Genomic DNA, 25,721 nt, shown 5'->3' on the forward strand with positions numbered 1-25,721 from the left:
GGAACCCTTATGAAAGCATTAATATTAGCTGGAGGTTTAGGAACAAGATTGAGAACCGTTTTAAATGATGTGCCTAAGCCCCTTGCCCCAGTTCAAGATATCCCTTACTTAGCTTATGTTTTAAACGCGCTTTACTCACAAGGGGTGCGAGAAATCATTTTATCTGTAGGCTATAAAGCCGAGCAGTTTGTAGAGTTTGTAGCGATACAAAACAAGGCCCTACCTAAGTTGTCAATTATTTTGGTGACTGAGTCTAAACCCCTTGGCACGGGTGGCGCTATTAAACATTGTTACGACCAATACCCTGATGAGAGTTATTTAGTGTTCAATGGAGACAGCTATTGTGATTTTTGTTTAGAAACAATGATTGCTAATGATCCATCAGACATTTCCACTATGGTTGTGGCAAATGTGCCTGATATTAGTCGTTATGGTGAAGTTTCTCTTTTTGAAAGTGGTAAAGTAAAGGCTTTCCATGAGAAGAAGGGCTTAGCTCAGGACGGTTGGATTAATGCGGGAATCTATTATTTTTCTACTGATGTTTTTAAAAATATTCCTGTAGGCGAATCATTTTCATTTGAACATAAAATTATTCCTCAATTGCTTAACTCTGGACTGCACACAATCAAAGCAAGAGGAAGTTTTATTGATATTGGAATACCTGATGATTATCAAGCTATGTGCGATAAGCCTGATAAATATTTTACTTTAACCCCTGTTTGGGAAGCTTAATAAATTGAGTTTGGCTCTGTATCAATACGAAATCCGAGTTTTATAGTGGCTTACGCATGGAGGGAACAATGAAGTTTTTATTTGTTTTTACAATTACTATGTTGCTTTCCTTTAGTGGAACCGCGAAGCATACAATATCTCAAAATAGAGTAACTGATAATAGTGTTCAAGTGGCAGTAAAACCCTCTGGCATTTTTGTAGGTTCAGGTCCAACAGTAAGCGATGATATTTTATCTTTAGAGCATGTCACTGGTAACCTTATTCGAGTAGGGTGGAATGAGGTTCAGCCTAGTTCTGGGGAGTATGACTTTAGTAAGCTTGATGCGCTAATAGACCAAGCACAAAGATTAAATAAAAAGGTTACCCTAAGTATTCTTAATGGGCCAAGAGCTCCTCAATGGTTGTATGCAAAAGGGGCTAAAGCTTTCAAATATGAGTTTAAAAATCGGCATTCAGAACGAGGTAACAGGCAAGAGGTGATACCTTTACCTTGGGACCCTGTTTATATAAAATATTGGCAGCAGCTAATAGTTAAACTTGGTCAAAAATATCAAGCAAATAGTACTATATCTTTGATACATATTACGCACTCATCTAAAAATGGCTTTGAGATGCATTTACCAGAAGAGCGTATCGCTGGAAGACCTGAAACTCCTACTAATGGGCCTTGGAAAGATGTGGGATATCAAGAAGCTCGATATATAAACAGTTTAAAGTCAATTGTTGACACCTATATGACTGCATTTCCAAACCACTTTCTAGATTTAGAAATACACCCAATTCTTGGCTCTTTAAAACCCGCTACTGATGTTTTTCAGTTTGCTTTTGATAAATATGGCTCACGGTTTGGTTTGTTTTCGGCTTGGTGGAGTGGCAAAAAACAAAGGTGGAATACCTCTATGTATGCGGTTTTGTCTGATGCTTGTGTTAAAAGCTTTTGCTCGGTGCAAATTATTGGCAATCAAACTCGACAGCCAAATAGGTTATTTGAAGGCGATTTAATTAAGACAATGCAACAAGCCCAGAGCCTTGGTGTAAATTATTTTGAGGTCTGGGATATTGATTTAAGAAATGACAGCTTAAGGCCTAAATTAGTCAATTTTAACACTAGATATAAGGGCGGAAATTAATTTAATGGCAAGTACACTAGGACATGCATTATCGGGGGTAGATTGCTTATTAATTGGTAGGCTTGTGTGCCCTAATTTAATAGGAAAAATAAGTGTTAGCGGCATTATTTTTATTGCATTTTTAGCTAATGTTCCTGATTTAGATTTACTTGTTGGCCCAATGTTGGGGAAACATCATCACTTTTTACATGGCCAGATGACTCATTCGATAAGCTTCTCTGTAATGTGGGGGTTATTAATGTGGCTAGGTGCCAAAGTCATAGGAGCCGATGGGGTTAAGTGTAAAACCGCATTCATATTCGGATTTGCTGGAATATTCAGTCATGTCGTTGTTGATTGGTTTACGGGACCTAACCCTGGTGTTCATCCAAGTTTTGGCACTATGATACTTTGGCCTTTTTCTTGGGAGCGGATCCACGCTCCATTTACATTATTTTTAGGGCCTCATCATGGCTCTCTAGAAGAATTTTTGTCGCTTCATAATCTATGGGTGATGGTACGGGAGTTTCTTATTTTTGGTGGTGTTGCCGGGGTATTAATCGCATGTTCCGCAAGCTTAAGAGAAGAAATAATAACAATGTGGCGAGATTTGCTCAAAAAATATTTGAAGTAACAACGAGGGTTATATGTCTGATTCAAAGGGAAATAAAAGTAATAAATCTGAAAAATTAATATCCGGATTTTTGTTAATACTACTTTTACTTACGTTAATCGTTATGGGGTTCTGGGCGGTTAATATTATTTCATCTCATCTTAAGTCAAACAGTGCAAGTTTTGCTAGAGATAATAATTCACCCATTCCGGTGAAAACTGTGGCGGTTGAAAACAAGCCCGTTTCAGCTAGCTTAGTGACCCAAGCAATGTTGGTGGAAAATCAAGAGTTAGAAATCTTTCCCACTTCTAATTCTCTAGTGAAGTCTGTACATGTTCAAGTAGGTGACTTAGTAAAAAAAGGTGATCCGCTTGTTACTTTTCATTCTGAACTGCTGAAAGCTAAAGTTGAATTAGAATCCTCGATGACTGATATCAGCAAAGAAGAGCATGACGAAGCAGTTCGAAATTTTGAAAAAGTAAAGGGGTTATTTGAAAAAAACTTAGTGGGTCAAGATGAGTTTACGAAAGCAACTTTAAACGAAAAGTTAGCAAACTCTAAACTCATCAATAGCCAGTACAATCTTACCGCAGCTGAATTTGAATATTCACAAGTTGAAATTAAAGCGCCGGTAGGTGGGGTGGTAACATCGGTTTCAGCTTTTGAAAACACCCTAGTTCAGATGAGTACTTCCATAGTTAACCTCAGTGTGACTAACCCTATTTATGTTGAAGCTAAAGTAGCGCAACGTTATTTTAGTGACCTGTCATTGGGACAAATGGTGACATTAAATTTAGATGCTTTTCCTGATAAAACCTACAATGCAGCGATTTTACGTCTGGGTTATGAAGTTGACCAAGTGAGTGACACAGTATCGGTTTATGCCAAGCTAGATAACCCGCTTCTTAAATTAAGGCCAGGTATGGGCGGCGTTGCCAATATCGAACTAAATGCTTCACAAACACAAGGCTTACGTATTCCTGCTATTTCGTTACTTGGAAATAACGGTAGGACTGCGTTTGTATTTGTAGTTGATAACAATAATGTAGCCCGTTTAAAAGAGGTGAGCATTGTAGGGTATGAGCAAGGTTATGTAGGTATCAAGTCTGGCTTAGAAGCAGGAGATAATGTTGTAGTCGTGGGTCAACAAGCATTGAACGATGGAGATACAGTGGAGAGTAAAGATGAAACGTAAACTACTCACTTTACTTTGCATAGGGTATTCTTTTTCGGCTGCATCACAGTCATTACCCGTTGGGAATTTTGAAAATTTGATGGCACATGTGTGTGTTGACCCCAATATAGCTGCCGCTGCAAAAATGCAGGTAAGCGCGGCTAAAGATAGGTTAGACACTAGTGAATATGATGCTTGGATGCCAGAAGTCACAGTTGGAGTTGATGTCTATTCTGCCAAGGGACAACCCACTAGTTTCTTTGCTGTTCAAGACGGTGAAGTTCAAGATCCTGCTGTACCTAACTTTTATCAAAAAGGCCAAGCATGGCAAGGTAAATTGGATTTTAATTGGGGCTTATATAATGAAGGAAAGTGGTTGGGGCAGAATGGGGTAACTCATTCAGAAGCTTTTTCAGGATACGAAATAGCACAATCTCAATTATCTAGCGCTCGTAGAGAGGCTATCGAGCTAATTGGACAGTATTATTTTAATGTCTTGGTTTATAGTGCACAGCTTGAAGTTCTGCGACCCTTGGTACAAAAGCGTAAATTACAATTAGAGAGTTTTGAAGATAAAATTTCAGCGGGCATTAATACTAAGGATGACTATTTTACTGCCAAGTCAGCTTATGCCAGCTTACAAGAGCGTTTTGTTCAAGCCTCAAGACAGCTAGATGTGAACTTAAATTTTTTACAATTAATGACGACTAAAAGTCTTGATGTTTTAAGCAGTAAAAATGAACGTAGCTTGATTGAGTTACCCTCGATAGTCGACCGTGAATTGGTCCTTGGTGATATCTCTGAGCTTGTTCAAAGTCATCCCGATGTCAGTTTGTTAACTGCAAAGTTAGCGTTAGAGAATCAAAAGTTAACTGCTCAAAAAGGTAAACTAAAACCTAACCTTAATCTATATGTAAAGCTTCGTACGGCTGATAATTTTAATAATGGTTTAAGGAAAGATTATGGAGAGGTGGGACTAACTTTAGAGTATCCACTTGGTGAGGTAGTCAGTAATTATGGTGAGTCACAAGCTCTTCAAAAATCAATCACAGCTTTAAGTATCGAGTTAAACTACCTTAAAAAAGTTAAAATGTTACAGGCTGCAAATATTGCAGGTGACCTTGATAGCGCTAAAGGAAATATCGCGGTAGCCAGTATCGATTTAGAACAAAAAGAGCACGCCTTGCTCAGTAAGACTCAACAAGTCGAGTCTGGTGTATTAGGTCTAGACGAACTTGTTAAATCAGAAGATGACAAAATAAACGCTCAGATAAGCTTATTCAATACTTATAACCAAGCTTGGATGAAATATATTCAGTCTGTTATTTTTACTGATTCGGCTTGCCAAACGGTAAGCAGGTAAATTAGATGAGTAATAAAAGGGTAGTTCACAATATTTTACTGGTATTTTCTAGTGAAGGTATTGGAGGGATCCTCAGTTTTGTTATTGTTCTACTGTCGGCACGCTTGTTAGGTGTTGATAATTTTGGGGTGTTCTCCTATATCTTAGCCATAACTAGTGTTTGTCAGTTGGTTGCTGATTTCGGTCTAACTAATTTAATTGTTAGAGAAATTGCAAAAGATAAAAGCAAATCAAAATACATAATGAGTAATGTATTGTCGTTGGCTTGGATATTGTCTCTGATAATTTTGACTGTCGTAGTGATGGTTTCTTATTTTACGTTAGAAAGTCAGGATGAAATATTAGCCGCCTGTTTGATGGGATTAGCTGTATTAGCAACGTATCATTCAGTGGTTTATTCTTCTGTTTGTAGAGCCTACGAAAGAATGGGGTACAATGCTTTTAGTTTTGTAGCTCACAAGATTATTTTGCTGGGCTCTATTCTATTCTTTACTTCTTCATTTTCACCTGTTGAGTCTCAGTTATTAGGTATCGCTATTGCCTACCTAATTGCAAACCTTTGCCAATATGTGTTCTTTTTTGTGGTGGTTACTCGTCACTTTGTAACCTTTAGTTTTGGTCGAGATGTTAAATTTTGCATACAACTTTTGCGTGATGCCGTGCCTATTGGTGCATCAATGGTTATTAGAAGGCTTACCTTGCAAGTTGACATTTTAATTTTAACTTTTATTGCACTGCCGAGTGCAGTAGGTGTATTTAGTGCTGCCTACAAGGTGGTACAAGTAGTCGACATGATACCTTTTGCTATTTGTTTGCCTTTATTCCCTGCTTTATCTAGATTAGCCAGTACAGATCTTAAGCAATTAAATACGTTTTTTGCTAACTCCCTTACAGGCTTTTTGATTGTATCAATTCCTATTTCTGGGTTGTTAATTCTCTCTGCTGAAAACCTAGTGATGATGTTTTACGGCGATGAATATAGTAACGCTGGACCAGTATTACAGGTACTTGCTTTTAGCATTGTTGGTTTATTTGTGAATATGTTGCTGAGCTATTTGTTTATTTCACTTAATAGACAACGTTTTTATCTGTACTCAGCAGCAGCTTGCTTAACGATTAATGCCATTGTAGATATCACTTTGATTCCTTTCTTTGGTGAGTTAGGGGCCGCATGGGGGACCATAGCTGGCGAGTTGAGTTATTTTATACTATGTGTGTTTTTTCTTAAGCGATTAAACATTCAGTATGCCTGGATTAAACATACTTGGAGGCCAATTCTTCTTGCGGTAACGGATGTTTGGGTTTGTAGCTTGGTTTTAGATGAGGGAATAAAGAGCCAAATACTAGTATCAATTTTGTATGTGGCATTTTATATCCTTGGGTTATTTGTATTAAGGGTGTTAACCCTTTCACAAGTAAAGCAGGTTGTTGGTTCTATTCTGTCTAAACAAGCACAGAAAGATAATCAACAAGAAATTACATAGTTGGGGCAAAATTAAGTGAAACTTTTTAATCAAAAAATATTTCTTCTGCCTGGAAAGTTCTTAGAAAATTTCCCAATGTTAATTGTGGCTTGTTTGCTGATTTTTATGGGGTTGACAGGGACATGGATTAGTTTCCCTTTATCTGGTGAGGTAGGATTAAAAGAACTTAATTCAAGTGATATTTATAGTCAAACTAAATGGTTGTTATTGACTTTGTTAGGTTTGTATTGCGTTACAACTGTGGCCAAGTATAGCCTAATTAGAGTGTTGGTTTCTCTGGGGATTTTGTGTCTTATTTTGTACCTTGCTCTGCATTTTAGTTTTTTTAGTGGCGAAAATATTTCTCAGTATACTCAAGAAAGTAAAGCTTTCAGAGAAATACAACATGTTTTTGCTTTAAATAACACACCTAATGCCGGCCGCTCCGTTGAAACAGCACTAGCATTTGATGCGTTTAAGTTTATAGACCGTATTGGCGTGACGCTTGGGGTTTTGGGGTGGGGGGCTAAGCTTGCCATTATTTGTTCTGCTTTGTTGTTTTTATATACAATTATGAGGTCAAGTAAAGTTGTTTTCTCTTCTATGATAAGTGTAGTAGTGATGCTGTTCTTTTTTGTGGGCAGTGGTATCGGTGATGTGTCACTAGCTTATTTGAAAATTAATCAAGGGGTTAGGAACTTTACTCAAGGTACTAATATTGAAGCGATGGCGCAGTTCAACGAAGCAGCATTACTTGACCCTGTGCTAAATTACTCTAATGGTTTTCCTTTGTTAACATCTTATGCTTATTTTACAACTTACGGGCCTGAAGACAGGAATGCTTATGCTTATAGAATTAGTCAGGAGTTTGTTGCTGGCGAGTTTTCATCTGTATTTGCACTTAACTCTTATATTCAGAACTCTGCTGTTAAAACGGCAGTTAGTGCAGAATTTAATGATTTAAGTTTACCTCAAAAGTTAGCAATAGAGCGCATTGAAAAGCGTTTGGTTTCAAATGCCTATAATCGAGTTGGGCTCTTATATCTATGGCATCAAGAATGGGCACAAGCAGAGCAACATTTTTTAATGGCGTTAAGATTAACGGATTCTTTGGTGGCCAAAATAGCTTTACTTACTATCTACAACACAACAAAACAGTATGAGTCTTGTAATATCTTATCTGACGAAATTTTGGAAAAAATACACAATCATTCTATGTCAGCAGACATTTGGACCACAAAAGGTGAATGTTTGAGCGCTAGTGGTTACCCATCTGAGGCTAGAAGCGCGTTTCAACATTCTATCCAATTAGATGGTGATAAGAATTATCGAGCAGTAAAGGGGCTTAGTGGTACATGAGTGGATGTAAATTATGAAAAGCAATATATTTTGGAAGCTATTGTCTCTTGTTTTGTTCGGGGTGGTCATAGTTGCTTTTAGTTATATTAAGTCTGCCGATCAAGGAAACCCAAGGTTTACACTTTCATGGGGGCAGAGCCAATGGATAACGTCCCAAGATCCAAGTCCTGTAGGGTATTTTCGTGCCTCGGTTGAGCTAGATAGCAAGGCAAGCCGTGCTCAATTACAAATGGCGGCTACGGATGAGTTTGCGTTGTACGTTAATGGATTTCTCGTTGAAGAAAAAATTCAAAAATCTATGTTGGCAACCGGAGTCTTTGACATCACTACCTTGTTGAATGTTGGAGAGAACATCATAGCTGTTAAGGTTAAACGTAGTACTTATCCAGCCATTGTTGGCTTAAGATATGAGCTAGTCGCCTTAGACGAAGTGGGCAGGAAATCTACTTACTTATCTACGCAGAAAGACAAAGCCAGCCATTTATTGCCACAACAGAACAGTAGCCTTAATTGGTATTCACATGAGTTAGATGATGCTGAGTGGCTAAATGCTAAACCTTGGCAAGGTTCATATGATGTATCAATGGTCGGCTTTGATCCTAACTTATTGATGAGCATTGATGTGCCAGAAACTTTATTAATTAGTAGTCCACAAAGTTGGCGTGTGTCTACTAAAACGGAGTTTGAATATAAGGTTACAGAAAATGCTCAAGTTTGGGTTGCTATCGCTAGTGATTCTCCCTACGAGGTTTCTGTAAATGGAGTTAGTTTGGGGGTGTTCCCTGTTAATGATAGAAAATTAAATTTGAAGTCTATCCACGCTAAGCTACTCGACGGTAACAATCAGCTTAACATTGACTTTTTAAATAGTGGGAACTCCGTTCTCGCTGCAGGTGGAGTTATTATTGATTCAGCCAAAAGTACAGATACTATCTATTTAGACAAGAACTGGTCATATACCCAATCCTCTGGTAGCACCATAGATGCAATTACTGACCTAAAAAGTGTGAATGTAAGCAGTAATGTTAAGGTCGCAAAGTCGAGTGTTAGCCCTGACTATTTCTTCGTAGTTGATGACTCGTTTGTAGCTCCAAATTTGATTCAAAAGGCACCATGGCTACTTTTGTTAAAGTTTGTCGCAATAGCGTTGTTTCTGTCATTGATTTTCAAAGTCCTTGGCCTCTCTGTAAAAGAGCAAATTGAGGCTACAGTTCTAGCTAACTTAATTGCTTTGCTATGTCTATTATGTGCCTGGTTTATGGCACAAGATGTTCGTTTTGACGCTAGGCAGATTTTTTCTGATGGTGCATTGGATCTCGTGTTAGTTATCTGGACTTTACTTGTGTCAATTTCCATGACAGACCAATGGAGAGTAAAGGATCAAAACGACACTATTAAACTAACAACAGCGGTGACACAGTCTTTAAATTTAAATCACCTTACTTATTGGGTGTTGGCTATATCAGCTATTATATTGACGTTTGTAATGCGCTTTGATGGTTTAGACTTAAGAGCATTAACAGTAGATGAAGCGACTATAGCGGGCTTTGCTCGAGGTGTGATAGAGAGGGGATACCCCTATTTGATGGTGGGAGGCATGGAAGTTGAGCTCGCGACTTATGAGTTAGTACCTTATTTTCTTGCTGCTTCAATAAAAGTGTTTGGATATGGCGACTTTGCACTACGTTTCCCTGCGTTACTTTTTAGTACATTGACTTGCGGTGCTATCATTTACTGTGGATCTATGTGGTTTGGTCGTTTGTCCGGTTTGGTAGCCGGTCTACTCTTTGCCGTTTCCCCTTGGGCAATTTACTGGGGACAGAATTGTTTTCACCCGGCACAAACTCAGTTTTTTAACTTAATTGCACTTATCGTGTTTTATCGCTTGTTAAAAAGTGATCAAATATCTATAAAACTTGCGGCTCTTTCTGCATGTATGTTTGCTTTTAGTTATTTAAGTTGGGAAGGCGCTGGCTTAGTTTTGCCAATTATGGCTATTGTTGCTATTTTTATTCGCTGGCGTCAATGGCAATGGTTTATGCAGATGAACCTTTGGATTGCAGCCCTGTTAATTTTGTTTGTAATTGCATTTCAAGGTATTCGCCGTATGTTATTGCAATCTCCTTTTGTTATGGTTGGATTTGGTAAGAGCGATCTAGCTACCCCAAAACTTACCTTCACTGAGTCTTCATACGAGCCTTGGTATTACCTACAAAACTTCTTTTTTATAGAGTCTCATTTTGCCCTCAGTTTGTTTTTTATTATTGGCTTTATCCTCATTTTTTATGATAAGAAATTGAGCTTTGTGGTGTTGTTTGTATTAATGGCTTATTTGTCGCTAACTAATTTACTTGGGTATTACAATGCTCATTACTTCTATTTTGTATTACCTGCTTTTTTAATTGCTGTTTCGGCAATTTTTGTGAAACTGTTAATGGTGATTCAATCATTTAGTTCAAGACAAGGGCTGCTAATTCATCGAGCTCAGGGAGCATTTGTTGGGATGTTAATGGCATTTGTGCTGTTTATTCCTGCTAGCTCAGGGGTCTTACACCTTTATAAGTTGATGTCTAACAGTATTGATGGGTTGAGAGTGGATTACCGAGGTAATTTGGCTGGCATGGATGGGCGAGGTGTATCTAATGCGCTGCGAAAATATAAACGGGAAGGTGACCTCGTCTTGACCTCCATTCCCTTAGTGACTGAGCACTATGTAGAAGATAAAGGTGACTACTTTGTGCAAACCATTACCGACAGAAAAGTGGTGTACGATACCGTTAAAAAGTCGCCCTATTATGTGGATAAGTTTGTCGGTAACCCAGTGTTAAGAAGCAAACAAGAATTACAAGATGTACTGCAAAGAAACGACAGAGTGTTTTTTGTTGCTGCACCAGTCAATGGGCTCACTCGTATCATAGATGAAGAAACTTTAGACTTTATTAACCAGAATATGCGAGTAATTGAAGAAAGTTATGATAGTAGGTTGTATATATGGGAACGCTAAAATATATGAATATGTTTAAGGTTTGGTTTCATTCGAAGGTTACGATTTTATTGACGAGCCCAGTAAAAACAGCCATTGCCCTGTTAGTACTTTCCACTCTGATTGTGGCTTGTGGGGAGGGAAACAGCGTTCTCGATAATGAGGAAAATAGATGTTCTGCAGCTGTAAATCCTAATGCCGGTGACATGGACAGCGATGGCATTATTAACCAATGCGATCTCGATAACGATAATGATTTAGTCGATGACGAGTTCGATAACTGCCCCCTTGTTTCTAATAGCGATCAATTAGACTCAAATAACGATGGCTTAGGTGATGCCTGTGATGCTGATAATGATGGCATAGAAAGTTTAGTTGATAACTGTCCATTACTTGGTAACGAAGACCAACTTGATAGTAATGGCGACGGCGTGGGTGATGCCTGTGATGCCGATGGCGATGGTATTAGTGTTGATGTTGATAACTGCCCTGCAATTGCTAATACAGACCAACAAGATACAAATGGTGATGGTGTCGGTGATGTCTGTGATAGCGACAATGATGGTATTTCAAGCACCGAAGATAATTGCCCACTTTTAACAAATTCTAATCAACTTGATAGCAATGGTGACGGTGTGGGTGATGCCTGTGACCTTGATAGTGATGGTATTAGTATTGATATTGATAACTGCCCGGCTACCGTTAACGCTAGCCAACTTGATAGTAATGGCGATGGAGTGGGTGATGCCTGTGATGTAGACGATGATGGGGTAATCATTACTGCAGATAACTGCCCATTAATTGCGAATACCAATCAGCTAGATAGCAATGGTGACGGTGTAGGTGACGCCTGTGATGCAGATGGTGACGGAATCAATGCTGCTTTTGATAACTGCCCAGCTACAGCAAACGCCACTCAATTTGATAATAACAACGATGGTGTAGGCGATGCCTGTGATAGTGATGCGGACGGATTCTCAAGTACAATAGATAATTGCCCGTTGTTAACAAATTCAGAACAAACAGACAGCAATGGTGACGGTGTGGGTGACGCCTGTGATGCGGATGGTGATGGTATTGACGTGGCCTTTGATAATTGCCCCGTTACTGCAAACACTGACCAACTTGATACTAATGGAGATGGTATTGGAGATGTGTGTGATAGTGATGCGGATGGTATTGCTAGCACCCTAGATAACTGCCCACTGCTAGATAACCCGGACCAACTTGATAGTAATGGTGATGGGGTAGGTGATGCTTGTGATGCGGATGGTGATGGTATAGATGTAGCATTTGATAATTGCCCAGCTACACCTAATACAAATCAGGCAGATAGTAATGAGGATGGAGTAGGTGATGACTGTGATAGTGATGCTGATGGTATTGATAGCGCCGTAGATAATTGCCCATTATTGGACAACCTTAATCAACTTGATAGTAATGAAGATGGATTGGGTGATGCCTGTGATGAAGATGGTGATGGTATTGACGTGGCGTTTGATAATTGTCCAGCTACACCTAACACTAACCAACTTGATACTAATGGAGATGGTGTTGGAGATGAATGTGACTTAGACAATGATGGTATTGCTGTCTATTTAGATAATTGTCCTGTAACAGATAACGTTGACCAACTTGACAGTAATGAGGATGGAGTGGGTGATGCCTGTGATACCGATGAAGATGGTGTTGGACTTAGTGTAGATAACTGTTTTTTCGTAGCCAATCCTGATCAACTAGACTCTAATGAGGATGGAACAGGTGATGCTTGTGACCAAGACCAAGACTCTATTGAGGATCGCCTTGATAATTGCACTATTATTCCAAATTCCGATCAAGCAGATGAAGATGGTAACGGAATTGGAGACCTGTGTGACGTTGGAGAAGGTGCTAATAAGTTTGGCTTTTTTGAGCCATTAAATTTATCAGATAACCCAGGATTAACGTTTAGACCAAGTATCGCCTTTGATGATAATGGCTATATTCATGTTGTTTGGGATGACAACACTGGCATAGAAGGGGCGTTAGAGGTCTATTACAGTGCCGTTCGAGTACAAGGACTTGAAGCCAGCGAGCCAATTAAATTGTCAAATACAGAGTCTAACATTATAGGCTTAGCGCAAAGGCCACAGGTTGCTACCGCCCCAGATGGTGAGGTGCACGTTATTTGGCAAGACACTAAAACGAATTTTTCTGATATTTATCATTTGTCGTTAATCTTTAACGAAGAGTCAGGTTTATTTGAAATTGTCCCTTCTACCGACCCTACTGATCCTAACCCAGAAAAGAACATATCAAATACAAATGAGTCGAGTGTCGAATCAGCCATTGCTATCGACGATAGCGGTAATATTTTTGTAGCTTGGTCTTCTAATACAGATGTATCTGTTATTCGATCTTTGGATGGTGGTGCAAGCTTTTCACCCGCAGAAGAGCAAGTTAAGTTTTCAGTGCCGGTAATTGTTGAGCCGGCTATATTTGCAAGCGGCAACGGTAATGTGAAATTAGCTTGGACCGAAAAAGAATTGCTCCAATTTACGCAGTCTGACGACTCGGCTGCAACGTTCAACGAAATAAGTACCTTGAACGAGTCAGAGTTTTCGATGCAACGGGCTGATGTGGAAGTCTTCGGAGAAAATGTCTATGTGTCATGGGATGAAGAGTTAGAGGCAGGTGGAAACCCAGAGTTATACTTATTAGCATCAAACGATGGGGGCAATACCTTTAACCCTAAGGTGAATATTTCTCAAAATACCGGTACGTCAATTTATGGCTCGCTTAAAGTAGGGCCAACGGGTGATGTATTTATCTCTTGGTCTGATACTACAACGGGTAATTATGAAACAGAGTTTAGCTTCTCAGATGATGGCGGGGTAACTTTTTCTGACTCAGTGGTGGTATCTCCTAGTGATAATGGTTCGTTAGTAGTCAGTATGGATGTGGACAGCAATAACAACGTAGCTGTAGCCTGGGATGACAACCGCTTCGATTCTTTTGATATTTTGATGTCATACGGTGCCATTAACTTACCGGTTATCAGTGATTTATCTAATATTCCTGATTTTTATGATCCTAATTCTGAAGCACCAATCAACGTCACAGCAGCCTTATCTGATTTAATGTTTTGGCAGGTACTAGTAACGGATGATGTCGGTAGGGTACTTCAAAATTCATCTGCTATAGCTAACAGTGTGAGTGTCGTGTGGGATGGTAAGGACAATGAAGGCAACACTGTTGAACCAGATACGTATTTCTACTCAATCGATGCTGAAAATAGAGAGAGAATCAACGCGGTGAGTCGTTTTGGTAGTATTCTTGTAAATGACGCAGATTCAGCAGATCGAGACCCTAAAATTGAATCGTTAATTTCTGACCGAGAAGCGTTTTCGCCTAACTTTGATGGGCGTACTGACACTGCTATTGTTAATGCTACCTTCAATCAAACGTTAGATTGGACTATGGTGGTGACAGATCAAGAAGGTACCGAAATAATACGCAGTTCAGGCAATGGGCCGTCAGGGTATTTAGAATGGGATGGTCTTCTAGAGAGCGGTGACCCAATGTCAGAAGCCATTTATACCATCACCGCATCAGTTTCTAATGATGAAGGCCAGACTGATGAAACGAGTATTGATATTGTCATCGACTTAACACCTGTGGTGGTTGAAGATTTATCCATTACACCGGTTAATTTAACCGATGGCACACCGGGGAATATTTCGTTCCACATAAGCGAAAGTTCTGTGGTGACCATTTATATATTTGATGAGTCAGGTTTTACCACAATTAACGAGTTAGTCCGTACTCAGCTAGGTGGTGGAATAGACGGTGTGGCGGGCGCGCAAGAGGTGTCTTATGATTGGGACGGTACATCGGGTAACGGAATTTTACAGCCACCGGGTACCTACTCTTTAAGAATATGGGTACGAGACTTTGGTGCCAACCTACCTGTTGAATATCCATTTATTCGTGAGATACAGATAGTAGAATAACGGTTGATTTAAATTGGTGGGCCGATTTAGTCCCGCCAATCAACGCTAACGTCATAGCTTTCATACTCACCCTCAGTATTACTAGGTTAGTCGGTTTAACTTTTTTATTTTTTAATCTTAAGCAAGTCATTAGTGACTTGCCTTTTTATAGGGCAAAAACATGCGCATTGTGTCTATTTGTGTACTATTTTTATCGATATCTTGGTCGTCATTGGCAGCAAATAGCGCTGATAGTATCGATAACTTCACCAAAGCTATGCAACATCAAGCAGGCTTTTTTGATTTTTATTATGACTCAAGTAGCGATAAGGTTTATTTAGAAATTGATAAACTTGAACAAGTTTTTTTGTTTCAAAGTAGCTTACCTCAAGGGATTGGATCAAATGATATTGGTTTAGATCGTGGTCAGTTAGGTGATACGCGCTTGGTCAAATTTGAGCGTTATGGTAACAAAGTTTTACTTAAGCAATTAAATACTGAGTACCGTGCCAGTTCGGTTAACGTGGCGGAAAAAAACAGTATTGATGAAGCATTTGCTGACTCAGTAATAGCTGGGTTTAAAATCGTGTCATCGTCACAAGATGCTGTTCTCATCGATTATACCGCTTTCTTACTGTCAGATATTCACCAGATATCACAACGTTTGTCTGCTAGAAAGCAAGGTAGTTATAAAGCTGATACAAGTCGCAGCGGAGTTTACCTTAAAAAAAGTAAAGCTTTTCCTAAAAACACCGAGCTTGAAGCTTTAGTTACGTTTGGCGGCAGCAAACCAGGCCAATATGTTAGGCAAGTCACTCCCGATCCTTTAAGTATTTCCGTTCATTTACATCACTCATTAATTGAACTGCCGGATGATAAGTATCAGCCACGTAGGTTTGTACCGTTTTCTGGGTTTTGGTCTATGGAGTATCAAGATTATTCTGTACCCATAGAAAAGAGTATGTCGCAGAAGTTTATACCAAGGCACAGGCTATTTAAGAAAAATCCAGGCGCCACAATTAGCGAAGCGGTAGAGCCTATTGTTTATTACCTTGATCCTGGCATTCCAGAACCCGTTATGAGTGCCTTAAAAGATGGTGCTTTGTGGTGGGATCAGGCATTCGCTGAGATAGGTTATAAAAATGCGTTTCAAGTAAAAGTACTACCCAAAGGGGCGGATCCCATGGATGTACGTTATAACGTTATTCAATGGGTACATAGGGCAACGAGAGGGTGGTCTTATGGTTCTTCGGTTATAGATCCTCGTACAGGTGAAATCATTAAAGGTCATGTCACACTTGGTTCATTGAGAGTGAGACAAGATTATCTAATTGCCATCGGGTTAACGAGCCCATTTAGTGACGATGCAGAATTAGATGCCAATACAGATGTAAGCAAGCAAAAGGCAATGGCGTTGGCTCGCATTCGTCAGTTATCAGCCCATGAAGTGGGCCACACGTTAGGCATTTCTCATAACTTTGCTGCAAGTGAGTATGGCCGTGCGTCAGTGATGGATTACCCTCATCCATTTATGAGCATTAAGAAGGGGAAAATTAGCCTAGAAAACGCTTACGATGTCGACATAGGTGAATGGGATAAGTATGTAGTGGCTTATGGCTATCAACAATTTACAAACACTACAGCTGAGCAGCAAGGTTTGCACACATTAGTAAAAGAAGCGCGAGATAAAGGGTATAAATACCAGTCAGATCCTGATGCTAGGCCATCACATGCGGCAAACCCATCTGGGCATTTATGGGATGGGGGAAGCTCGTCAATTGCCGAACTTAACCGCTTAACTGAAGTACGAAAAATAGCCCTTCAGAATTTTGGAGTAAAAACCATTGAGTCTGGCAGCACCTTGTCTTCTTTAGAAGAAACGCTGGCTCCTATTTATTTACTGCATCGTTATCAAGTTGATGCCGTCGCTAAGCTTATTGGCGGGGTCCATTATGAGTATGAATCTAAAGGTGATTATCCTAAAGCAAAAGGTATTGAAGTGGTCGCTGCCGATGTTCAGAAAGAAGCGATACAGGCAATGTTAGCCACGCTAAACAGTGAGTTTCTGAGTATTCCTAAACACATCATACAGTTGATTACGCCAAAGGCATATGGAGATAGACGCAGTAGAGAGAGCTTTACAGGTCGTACAGGTATTACCTTTGATGCAATTAGTGCGGCAGAGTCATCTGCAGGTTATAGTTTGTCATTGTTGTTAAAAGCTGAGCGCTTAAACCGTGTTGCTACGCAATCAGAAATGGCTACTGGCACCCCAGACATTGCTTATTTGTTTAATCGTCTTTTTAAGCAAACCATCAAAGACGGGGTCGACAAACATCATAAACAACTAAGCAAACGCATTAATTACTTGGTGCTTGATCAAACGGTTAGGGCTTTGTTTCAAGAGAGCTTAGCTCCTGAAGTTAGAGGCGCGATAGAATCGGAGTTAGTTGTATTACATAAATGGCTTAAAAATAATAACCGCAACCCAGACAATGCAGCAATGGCTAGGCAACTTGAGCAATATTGGCATTTAGGGGAGTGGAAGTCACAATTTAGTGTTAAACCTTTACCTCCTGGCTCACCGATTTAATTTTTATGAAAAAAGCGACCGACACTTTATACTGCGTGAAATGTGGTAGCGATAGCCTAGTTAAGGACGGCGAAAAGGCATACCGTTGCGGCCATTGCGGCTTTACGTATTTTCACAATGCTGCAGCTGCGTCGGGAGCCATTATTGTGTTCAATGGTAAAATATTGTTATTAGAGCGAGCGTTAGAGCCATCAAAAGGAAAGCTAGACATTCCAGGTGGGTTTGTGGATTACCATGAATCGAATGAACAGGCACTTAGTCGTGAGCTATATGAAGAACTTCAACTATCGGTAAGTGATTCAGATCTGTCTTACTTATTTTCTTACCCCAATGAATACTTATACAAAGATGTAAGGTACTACACGGTAGATAGTTTTTTTGAACTCATACTAAAAGCAGAACCAACATTAATATTACAACAAAGCGAAGTAAGTAACTTTTATTGGGTTGACCCAAAAACTCTTAACTTAGATGACTTAGCATTTGATTCATGTAAGCGAGCACTAACTAGTTATTTGGGTTAATATAAAAGGAGCATAAAGCTCCTTGATATAAAAAGAATTCTTCTGAAAAACGGCAGTTAGGCTCTATAGCCAAAGAATTTATTTTTGATGATTTCTTCTGCAACTCCATCAGGAAGGTTCTGTTGCCAGTCGTTATTTCCACCTGATATCTGTTTTAATATTTCTCTTGAATAAATATTAAAGAGCTCTGGATCACTACACTCTATGCCATGTAAAAAACCATTTTCTAATAAGTGACGATACAAAAAGCGTAAGTGCTCTGGCACTTTTACGTCGGTAAACTCACTCAAATTACCATCTTCGTCCATTTCTGGGTATACAAATAAACGAGTGTTGTCAGGAAATAACTTACCAAATCCTTCCAAAATTCCACCTTCAACACCACGGTAGAAATCTTCATTAAAGATTTGTTTGAGATTAACCATTCCTACAACAATGCCAATTTGTAGTTTCGTAAATTGTCTGAAGTAAGCTCTGAGTGAAAAGTACCGAGTATAATCCGAGATCATTACGTTATAACCAAGAGAGTTAAGCAACTGTATTCTTTGTACTATATCTTTCTCTGGCACTTTTGCGTCATTACCATGAATATCATTTAACGATATTTCAGCAATGGCTATAGTGTTTTCAGGGTTCACACCTGGCAGGTTTGCAAATGATTGCTGGCCTTGTTCAATCATATCAACATTAAGTTTGGTGACCGGTCTAAACGAACCACGAATTGTCATGACGTTTTTCTTATAAAGCATTTCTGCAGGAACGGTCACTGTGCCATCTGGCTTAAACATTACAGCACGGGCTTTCCAGCTACGGATAAGGTGAATGTTTTGAGCGCGATTATCTGAATCTTCAAAATATGGGCCCTCGAAGTCAATGGCATCAATTTCTACTCTGTTAGGCTTCATACCATCAGTTAGAGAGTCTATGATCTTTTTGGGATCTTCAAAGTAATGATATGCTGCATAAATTAAGTTTACACCTATTACGCCTAGGGCTTGCTGTTGTGCCTCTGCATTATCATCTAACATTCTAACATGCACTATGATGTTTGATGGCTGAGCACCAGGGTACATTTGCACTCTTACACCACACCAAGCATGGCATTCGTTGTTTCTATTGAAACTTTTTGCTGCAACCGTCGCTGCATAGGCAAAGAATCGAGAAGATTTAGAACGAATGTCAGCCACCCTGTCGATTACTAAATCAAATTCTTGCTCCATCATGGCTTGAACTCGAGCTTTACTTACATATCGTCTATTCTCTTGCACACCATAAATGGCGTCAGAAAACTTCATATCGTATGCGGACATGGTTTTTGCAATGGTACCCGCTGCAGCACCTGCTAAGAAAAATTGTCTGGCGACTTCTTGTCCTGCACCAATTTCAACTATGGTGCCATACTTTTTTTCGTCTAGATTTAAGCGCAGGGCTTTTTGGCTAGTACTGCGACTACTAACACTAGTCTTCGATGCTAATTTTTTGTCCATGATATCTCCAGTGCGAGGCGTAGATGAAATGTTCGTCTCTATTGTAGCCTTTTTTACCCGTATCGATAAAACAATATTTGTAATTCATTGAATCTTAGCAATAAATTAAGGGCTACTAGTTATTTTAGTGAATACTTTTAATTATGAATTAATACGATAGTTTTACTAAACACAAGAAGCTATAGGGTTTTGAAGTAAACGTTTTTGTGGAAGCTAGTTGTTATCGATTGTGTACCTAGAATTGAGTAAAAAAGACCGTGGAGAATTTAATTTATATGAGTTTAAATGGGCTTTCTCGGTGCTACTCAAATTCAACCTAGCATTAATAGCCTATCGTTTAAGTGCTTTGAGCAAGCTCATTTAAATTATCGTTTTTAAAGTATCTAGTACCGCTCCTTAGATGTTACCAAGAAGCAGGGTTTGCTTGTTTCATGTCTTCGTAAAACATATCAGGAATAGTATTACTATCTAGTAAGCAACCCGCATTAACTACCGGATATAATTGAGCATAATTTTTAACATCAGTCCCTTGTACTCGACGGTTTATGTGTCTGGGCTCTAGTTGTTCTAAAGAGCTTAATCCAGCTGCACCTATAAGCTCAACTAAATTGGTAACCGTTTCTTTATGAAAATTTGCTACCCGTTGTGATTTGTCTGTCACAACAATCGCTTTGTTTCTAGATGGATTTTGTGTTGCGATACCCGTGGGGCAGTGATCAGAGTTACAGGTTCTAGCTTGAATACACCCTAAGGACAGCATCATGCCTCGAGCTGAATTGACGGCATCTGCGCCTAATGCAATTGCTCTTAAAATATGGAAAGCTGAGAGCATTTTGCCTGACGCAATAATGCGAATTTTATCTTTTAAACCAAATCCTATTAATGAGTTATTAACAAAAATCAACGCATCTTTAATCGGTGTACCAACTGAATTAGTCATTTCAGTTGGAGCGGCCCCTGTCCCACCTTCACCACCGTCAACGGTAATAAAGTCGGGTGTTATTCCCGTTTCAATCATCGCTTTACAGATCCCAAGAAACTCGTCTCTTCGGCCAATACACAACTTGAAACCCACTGGCTTACCGTCAGATAAGTCGCGAAGTTGTTTCACAAAATCGAGTAAACCAGTAGGTGTTGAAAATGCAGTATGGGCGGGCGGGGATACTACATCCTTGCCCATTGGAACATGTCGTATAGCTGCTATTTCTTCCGTTAACTTAGCGGCAGGTAATATACCGCCATGGCCGGGTTTTGCGCCTTGAGATAACTTGATCTCTATCATTTTAACTACATCGCGAGCGGCGTTAGTTTTAAAAGTCTCGGGGTTGAAATTTCCTTTGTCGTCGCGACAACCGAAATATCCAGTCCCTATTTGCCATACAATGTCACCGCCATGTTCTAAGTGATATGGGCTTAAACTACCCTCTCCCGTATTATGTGAAAATCCGCCTAATTTTGCTCCGCGATTTAATGACATAATGGCATTCTTACTCAAGGCACCATAACTCATTGCTGAGATATTAAGCGGTGACGCCATGTAAGGTTGTTTGCAGTCTGGTCCTCCAAACTTCACTCTAGGATTAAAATCAGTAAGGTGTTTAGGTTGCATAGAATGATTGACCCACTCATATCCGGCACGATTAACGTCGAATATGGTGCCAAAAGGGCGAGTGTCTCTAGCTCCTTTGGCGCGTTGGTACACTAAAGAACGGAATTCTCTTGGTATTGGCATGCCGCTGGTATCGGACTCTACAAAATACTGTTGAATTTCGTCTCTGAAAGACTCTAATAAGTATCTAAACCTACCTATAACTGGATACAAACGGCGAATCGAATGCTTAGTTTGAAGCATATCAATTGTGCCGATTATAATAATTGGGGCTATCACTATAAATGCCCAAAGAGCATTAGTAGAGAACATAGCAAGTGCAACAATGAGTGCACTGGAGCTGAAAATAAATAAAACGAATTTTTGGCGTACGGTCATTTTTGTCTCCTTATTTTGTATTTCATTACAGAATTACAATCATAAGAAAGGCGCGACGTTTTTAAAATTTCATAGATCTCATCGTTTTCTTGATAAAGTAGCATGGTAGTTGCTATGAGAATCTTTTCATGAACTTTAAATTTAGCAGTTTAAATGAACGCTACTTCCCTGTATTCCAAGAATCATCCCACTTTGATCAAATGCGATTTGTACTATATCCCCTGAGCTAAGCTTGCTGTCAATTCGCTGAATTTTGTTTAACGCCACAATAAGTTCTTCTGATATTTGCATTATTTCATCATCACAGGTTTTTAATTCCCAAAATTTTCCTGTAACCGTCAAGGTGGCATGTTTTTGATGATGCTGCGCAAAGGCCTTTTGATGTTCTAAATAGGTTTTATAATTTTGCGCATAACGGTTGCGAATACTTGCTGATGACAGTTCGTTGCTTGGTTTTAATGAATGAATCTCTACAGTTTGATAGGTGAGTTCCGGCATGTTTAATTGCTCTTGGCGTAACAGTATTACTCCAACTAAAAGCAGAGTACTAGCCGCCACCGCGACATAGCTGATTCTATTGAAAATGGCAGTGTGTGTGTTTTCAGTCAATTGTGCTTTGAGTACTTTACGCTTAATCGTAGTCGGTGCTCTGTGCTCAGATTTACGCTTACTGTAAAGTACTGAGAGGGTGTCTTCTGATGGGTCTTTTGGTTCAGTCATGAGATATCTCGAGATCTGTTGCTAATTGTTTACTAAGGGTCTGTTTTCCGTATCTAAGTCTACTTTTGATTGTCTCAGTGCCACAATGAGTGATTTTTGCGATATCACTTAAACTGAAGCCTTCTTGTTGTAGACAAAATGCCTCTCGCTGTTCAAACGGAAGTGATAACAAAGCTTGATCAAATCTACTACCTATATCTGCTCGCGACATACAGGTGTCTAATGTCTTCTTATTATCAATGAGAGTATCAATATCCCCAGAGTGGTTTTTATGTTGCCGCAATTCATCAACTAATTGATTACGAGCCAAGGTAAACAGCCAAGCTTTAAATTTTCCAGAGTCTCGAAACAAATGCTTTTTCTCAATAACCTTGAGCCAGGTTTTTTGGCTAATATCTTGTGCCAAAGTGGGGTCAGATAGTGTTAAAACAAAATGATACAAGTCGTCACCACAGGCCGTATATAGTCTAGTTAATAATGCTTTATCACCAGATTCTGCATACCGTAACATCACTGTTTCGTTACTGTGCCTGCCTGCAATGAACGTTTTTAAGGTTAACGCAAAACTCATAGACGTTCCTCAATGGATAAAGTAACTGCAACATAATATGCTGCAGTGCTTGTTAACTATCTAGCTTAAAGTCTAGCATAACCACCATACCATCTTGGGCCTGTGGTTTGCCCTCTACCATATTAGGTTTATATTTCCACTTGGCTAGTGCCCGTCTAGCGGCTTGGTCGAATACTCTTCGTGGTTCAGACTCTATGACATTAATGTTGTTGACTCTACCTTGAGTACTGATGGAAAAGCTAAGTTTTACCCAGCCTTCTTTTCCGTCTCTTGCAGCGGCTGGTGGATATTTAGGTTCAACTCTAACAATAGGACGGGCAGTACCGTCGTCCATGCCTAAACTTGGTGATATTGTGGTGCTAATAGCGGGTCCTTCAAAATTACTCACATATAGTCCAGGGTTCAAGTTTTGCTGGGTTATTGTTTCTACGACTTTAGGGATAGGCTCAGGCTTTGGTTTAACTTTAGGCTTGGGCAACTTCCTTGGTTTTGTGACTAAGGGCTCTTCGTCAAAGTTATAATTTAGATTTATTGTGGTTGTTTCAGTAACTGGCGTCCGAGTAATGTTGTTATTTGATATTAATATGTTCATCACTACAAAGGTGGCAAAGGTAATACCTGCAGCAAGTACAATGGTAGCTGTTAATTTAGGAAGTTTAACTTTAGAGCTACTAGGGTGAAATGAAGCGAATGTTTGCATTGTGTTTCTCCGTTGGTTTCATTGGAGTAACGAACTGGCAGCGGAAAAGGGGTTAATTAATGTTAAATAAATGTTTTATCAAAGATTAAAACGATTGTTTTTCTTTGCTGTAAAACAATCCACCAAGACTGTAGCGTTTTATGGAAAGTCCTTTTTCCATAAACAGTGTTGAAGCTAATTTAGAATTGGTATTGAACCCCTACATTCAACGCTTGGCCTTTATTGTAGTAAGTGGCAAGGTCTTGATAATCTTCGTCAAGTAGGTTTTCTACACGGGCAAATATTATTAGGTTTGTATTGGCCTGAAAGCGCGCACTTAAATCTACTATTTGGTAATCATCCATGGGGACTCTAACAGATTGAAATATTGAGCTGTCGTATACTGAATCGGTAAAGTCTTTAACAAAGCGAACATTAGCTGACACAGTTAGCTTTTCAACTTGGTAATTAACTCCAATGTTAGCTAAGTGTTTAGGTCGTCTGATGCGTTGTTCGCCAGTGGTGTCTTCGGTATCGTTGTATGTATAGTTACTGTTTAATCGTAGTGAATCAGTTAAAGCAACATCAGCAATTAATTCAATCCCTTTAGAGTATACTTCGCCATTTTCTTGTATGTACCCAGAAAACCCAGCTAAATCAAACTCCAAACTATCGGTAATAGTTTGATCAAAATACACTACTTCATAGTGTGAGCCATTGTGTTGCGTGTATTCTACGGCGACTTCATAACCCTCTGTAGTTTCTTCTTTTAAATCACTATCAGTTGCAGGTGAGTAAGCCCAAGGGCCATTGTTGTAATCAATTTCAGATAAACTAGGAGCTCTAAATCCGGTTCCATAAGCACTACGAAGCTTAAGTTCGTCATCACCTATTGTCCAGATATAAGCGCCACTTAACCTGACACTGGTGTGTTCACCAAAGTCTTCGTTATCATCATGACGTACACCTGCTGTGACATACAAATTCTCAATCCACTGACCTTGGTATTCAAGGTAATATCCTTTGCTTATACGACTAAGGTCAGAGGAACTAATCACTTCCTTTTCCCAATCTAGGCCATATACAAGACCGTGAGCATCACTCACATCATTATTTCCGATATATTCTAAGCGCTCAACATTACCCTTAGTAAAAAAGCTTGAAAGGCCGTCGGTGAAATTTTCTCGTTCTACTAAGGTTTTACCGTAGGCAAACTCATGGGAGCTAAGGGTAGTGTCATAGTTAGCGGTCAGTCTGAGGTTACTTTGAGAAAACTCTGTTTCACAATCGTTTGTTCCAAGTGCAGAAAAACAATTGTCATACTCACCATCACCATCTGTATTTCGTAAAACTAGGCCTAGTTTAAGTGCTTCGTTTACTTGCCAACCTAAGCGTGAATGTAAGGTAGTGTTGTCGTATCCGTCTTCATCAAGAGTCGTATCATCGGTACGAGAGTTAAAACCATCCGTTTGATAGTTAGAAGCTGAAATGTAGTAATCTAGCGTGTCAGTGCTGCCGCCAACATCTGCCGCTAGGTTGCTAGTACCATAACGGCCCGCTTCAGCACTGACGTTGCCCGATAAGTCTTCGCTTCCAGCGCCACTTAAGATGTTGATAACACCTCCAGCGTCTGCACCATAGGCTAACCCTTGTGAGCCCCGTAAAATTTCTACTCGTTCAATATTACTACTTTGTAAATGAGCAAGTTTAGGTCCTACTTGGGTACCAGTAGGATCAGAGATATCAACACCGTCAATACGTACTAAAGTACGATAGCCTTCTTCTCCGCGAATACGTAAAGAAGTGGTTGAGCCTGCTCCACCTGTGTTAGTTACACCTATAGCCGGTTGTACTTTTAATACATCAGCAAGGTTGCTATAGCCTCGTAATTCAATGTCGTCTTTGGTAATAACAGATACAGATGTGGCAATTTCTCTCAATGGCATAGCAATGCGGCTAGACACCACTACTAATTTTTCTATTTCTTGCTCTTCATTATTTTGAGTTTGTAAATTGTCTTGTGCAAAGGCAGAGCTGGCAACAAGTGCAGCACTGACTGATAATGCGAGTGATGTAATTTTCATAAAATCCTCAATCTTAAGTTTAAAAAACGATTGAGAGGGGAGGGTAAAGAATTGCGCGATTTGCTATTAAAAACAAATTTAAACCTTAGGTCTACGAACCTAAAAATCTTTGCAATTTAATGAAGCCCGCCGCTCCATACGTAATACATAAGCTGATCTTTTAGGCCGGTGTCGGGCTTCAATGTACTTTAAGTACAATTTACCGTTGCGGGGGCAGCAGTGGAATTTCACCACACTTCCCGTTTACCCTATCCAGCATAATTAGCTATTAGTCACTATGCGATAGGCACCTATATCAGCGGCGTGCAA

At 39.6% G+C, this 25,721-nt stretch carries 17 protein-coding genes and 1 riboswitch; of the genes, 11 read left to right on the forward strand and 6 right to left on the reverse strand.

Going from position 1 to position 25,721, the window contains the following annotated elements; genetic code table 11:
- Positions 1-9: 9 nt before the first annotated feature.
- From ABJD71_RS17940 to ABJD71_RS17990, 11 genes are all read left to right on the forward strand, one after another.
- Positions 10-732 (forward strand): sugar phosphate nucleotidyltransferase, encoded by a 723-nt coding sequence (locus tag ABJD71_RS17940; RefSeq protein WP_348172777.1) that lies wholly within the window; start codon positions 10-12, stop codon positions 730-732.
- A 68-nt stretch (positions 733-800) separates the two neighbouring features.
- The gene (locus ABJD71_RS17945) at positions 801-1,862 is read left to right on the forward strand and encodes a beta-galactosidase (protein ID WP_348172780.1); all 1,062 of its coding nucleotides are present in this window, start codon (positions 801-803) and stop codon (positions 1,860-1,862) included.
- A gap of 4 nt (positions 1,863-1,866) precedes the next feature.
- Entirely contained in the window at positions 1,867-2,475 is a 609-nt protein-coding gene (locus tag ABJD71_RS17950) for a metal-dependent hydrolase (protein WP_348172783.1), read from the forward strand.
- Between the two features lie 13 nt (positions 2,476-2,488).
- Complete coding sequence (locus ABJD71_RS17955) at positions 2,489-3,649, forward strand: efflux RND transporter periplasmic adaptor subunit (RefSeq protein ID WP_348172786.1); 1,161 nt, start codon at positions 2,489-2,491, stop codon at positions 3,647-3,649.
- Positions 3,639-4,991: a TolC family protein gene (locus ABJD71_RS17960; protein WP_348172789.1), complete on the forward strand. Its 1,353-nt coding sequence runs from the start codon at positions 3,639-3,641 to the stop codon at positions 4,989-4,991. The genes ABJD71_RS17955 and ABJD71_RS17960 overlap by 11 nt, the downstream gene beginning before the upstream one ends.
- A 5-nt stretch (positions 4,992-4,996) precedes the next feature.
- Complete coding sequence (locus tag ABJD71_RS17965) at positions 4,997-6,475, forward strand: flippase (RefSeq protein WP_348172792.1); 1,479 nt, start codon at positions 4,997-4,999, stop codon at positions 6,473-6,475.
- Between the two features lie 15 nt (positions 6,476-6,490).
- A complete protein-coding gene (locus tag ABJD71_RS17970) occupies positions 6,491-7,813 on the forward strand; it encodes a hypothetical protein (RefSeq protein ID WP_348172795.1) in 1,323 nt (440 codons plus the stop codon).
- 13 nt (positions 7,814-7,826) lie between these two features.
- Positions 7,827-10,817, forward strand: a complete 2,991-nt coding sequence (locus ABJD71_RS17975; protein ID WP_348172798.1) for a glycosyltransferase family 39 protein — start codon at positions 7,827-7,829, stop codon at positions 10,815-10,817.
- A gap of 5 nt (positions 10,818-10,822) precedes the next feature.
- Entirely contained in the window at positions 10,823-14,788 is a 3,966-nt protein-coding gene (locus tag ABJD71_RS17980; RefSeq protein WP_348172801.1) for a thrombospondin type 3 repeat-containing protein, read from the forward strand.
- Between the two features lie 160 nt (positions 14,789-14,948).
- Positions 14,949-17,360, forward strand: a complete 2,412-nt coding sequence (locus tag ABJD71_RS17985; protein WP_348172804.1) for a zinc-dependent metalloprotease — start codon at positions 14,949-14,951, stop codon at positions 17,358-17,360.
- A 5-nt stretch (positions 17,361-17,365) separates the two neighbouring features.
- Entirely contained in the window at positions 17,366-17,884 is a 519-nt protein-coding gene (locus ABJD71_RS17990; protein ID WP_348172807.1) for an NUDIX domain-containing protein, read from the forward strand.
- Positions 17,885-17,940: 56 nt separating this feature from the next.
- Here ABJD71_RS17990 and ABJD71_RS17995 read toward each other — a convergent pair whose 3' ends face one another.
- The 6 genes from ABJD71_RS17995 to ABJD71_RS18020 all read right to left on the reverse strand — a co-directional run bounded on the left by ABJD71_RS17995 (position 17,941) and on the right by ABJD71_RS18020 (position 25,412).
- On the reverse strand, positions 17,941-19,371 hold the full coding sequence (locus tag ABJD71_RS17995) for a TonB-dependent receptor (RefSeq protein WP_348172810.1): 1,431 nt from the start codon (positions 19,369-19,371) through the stop codon (positions 17,941-17,943).
- Positions 19,372-19,774: 403 nt separating this feature from the next.
- Positions 19,775-21,358: an FMN-binding glutamate synthase family protein gene (locus ABJD71_RS18000; protein ID WP_348172813.1), complete on the reverse strand. Its 1,584-nt coding sequence runs from the start codon at positions 21,356-21,358 to the stop codon at positions 19,775-19,777.
- 141 nt (positions 21,359-21,499) lie between these two features.
- Positions 21,500-22,078 (reverse strand): hypothetical protein, encoded by a 579-nt coding sequence (locus tag ABJD71_RS18005; RefSeq protein ID WP_348172816.1) that lies wholly within the window; start codon positions 22,076-22,078, stop codon positions 21,500-21,502.
- On the reverse strand, positions 22,071-22,649 hold the full coding sequence (locus ABJD71_RS18010; RefSeq protein WP_348172819.1) for a sigma-70 family RNA polymerase sigma factor: 579 nt from the start codon (positions 22,647-22,649) through the stop codon (positions 22,071-22,073). The genes ABJD71_RS18005 and ABJD71_RS18010 overlap by 8 nt, the downstream gene beginning before the upstream one ends.
- 52 nt (positions 22,650-22,701) lie before the next feature.
- Positions 22,702-23,349, reverse strand: a complete 648-nt coding sequence (locus tag ABJD71_RS18015; protein WP_348172822.1) for an energy transducer TonB — start codon at positions 23,347-23,349, stop codon at positions 22,702-22,704.
- 179 nt (positions 23,350-23,528) lie between these two features.
- Entirely contained in the window at positions 23,529-25,412 is a 1,884-nt protein-coding gene (locus tag ABJD71_RS18020; protein ID WP_348172825.1) for a TonB-dependent receptor, read from the reverse strand.
- Positions 25,413-25,557: 145 nt separating this feature from the next.
- Positions 25,558-25,721: riboswitch (cobalamin riboswitch) on the reverse strand.

The sequence above is a fragment of the Paraglaciecola sp. genome (assembly GCF_039943935.1).
GTDB lineage: Bacteria > Pseudomonadota > Gammaproteobacteria > Enterobacterales > Alteromonadaceae > Paraglaciecola.

Coding starts and splice junctions, on each gene's coding strand:
- ABJD71_RS17940 (WP_348172777.1), top strand. CDS start 10: ATGAAAGCATTAATATTAGCTGGAGGTTTAGGAACAAGATTGAGAACC.
- ABJD71_RS17945 (WP_348172780.1), top strand. CDS start 801: ATGAAGTTTTTATTTGTTTTTACAATTACTATGTTGCTTTCCTTTAGT.
- ABJD71_RS17950 (WP_348172783.1), top strand. CDS start 1,867: ATGGCAAGTACACTAGGACATGCATTATCGGGGGTAGATTGCTTATTA.
- ABJD71_RS17955 (WP_348172786.1), top strand. CDS start 2,489: ATGTCTGATTCAAAGGGAAATAAAAGTAATAAATCTGAAAAATTAATA.
- ABJD71_RS17960 (WP_348172789.1), top strand. CDS start 3,639: ATGAAACGTAAACTACTCACTTTACTTTGCATAGGGTATTCTTTTTCG.
- ABJD71_RS17965 (WP_348172792.1), top strand. CDS start 4,997: ATGAGTAATAAAAGGGTAGTTCACAATATTTTACTGGTATTTTCTAGT.
- ABJD71_RS17975 (WP_348172798.1), top strand. CDS start 7,827: ATGAAAAGCAATATATTTTGGAAGCTATTGTCTCTTGTTTTGTTCGGG.
- ABJD71_RS17980 (WP_348172801.1), top strand. CDS start 10,823: ATGAATATGTTTAAGGTTTGGTTTCATTCGAAGGTTACGATTTTATTG.
- ABJD71_RS17985 (WP_348172804.1), top strand. CDS start 14,949: ATGCGCATTGTGTCTATTTGTGTACTATTTTTATCGATATCTTGGTCG.
- ABJD71_RS17990 (WP_348172807.1), top strand. CDS start 17,366: ATGAAAAAAGCGACCGACACTTTATACTGCGTGAAATGTGGTAGCGAT.
- ABJD71_RS17995 (WP_348172810.1), bottom strand. CDS start 19,371: ATGGACAAAAAATTAGCATCGAAGACTAGTGTTAGTAGTCGCAGTACT.
- ABJD71_RS18000 (WP_348172813.1), bottom strand. CDS start 21,358: ATGACCGTACGCCAAAAATTCGTTTTATTTATTTTCAGCTCCAGTGCA.
- ABJD71_RS18005 (WP_348172816.1), bottom strand. CDS start 22,078: ATGACTGAACCAAAAGACCCATCAGAAGACACCCTCTCAGTACTTTAC.
- ABJD71_RS18010 (WP_348172819.1), bottom strand. CDS start 22,649: ATGAGTTTTGCGTTAACCTTAAAAACGTTCATTGCAGGCAGGCACAGT.
- ABJD71_RS18015 (WP_348172822.1), bottom strand. CDS start 23,349: ATGCAAACATTCGCTTCATTTCACCCTAGTAGCTCTAAAGTTAAACTT.
- ABJD71_RS18020 (WP_348172825.1), bottom strand. CDS start 25,412: ATGAAAATTACATCACTCGCATTATCAGTCAGTGCTGCACTTGTTGCC.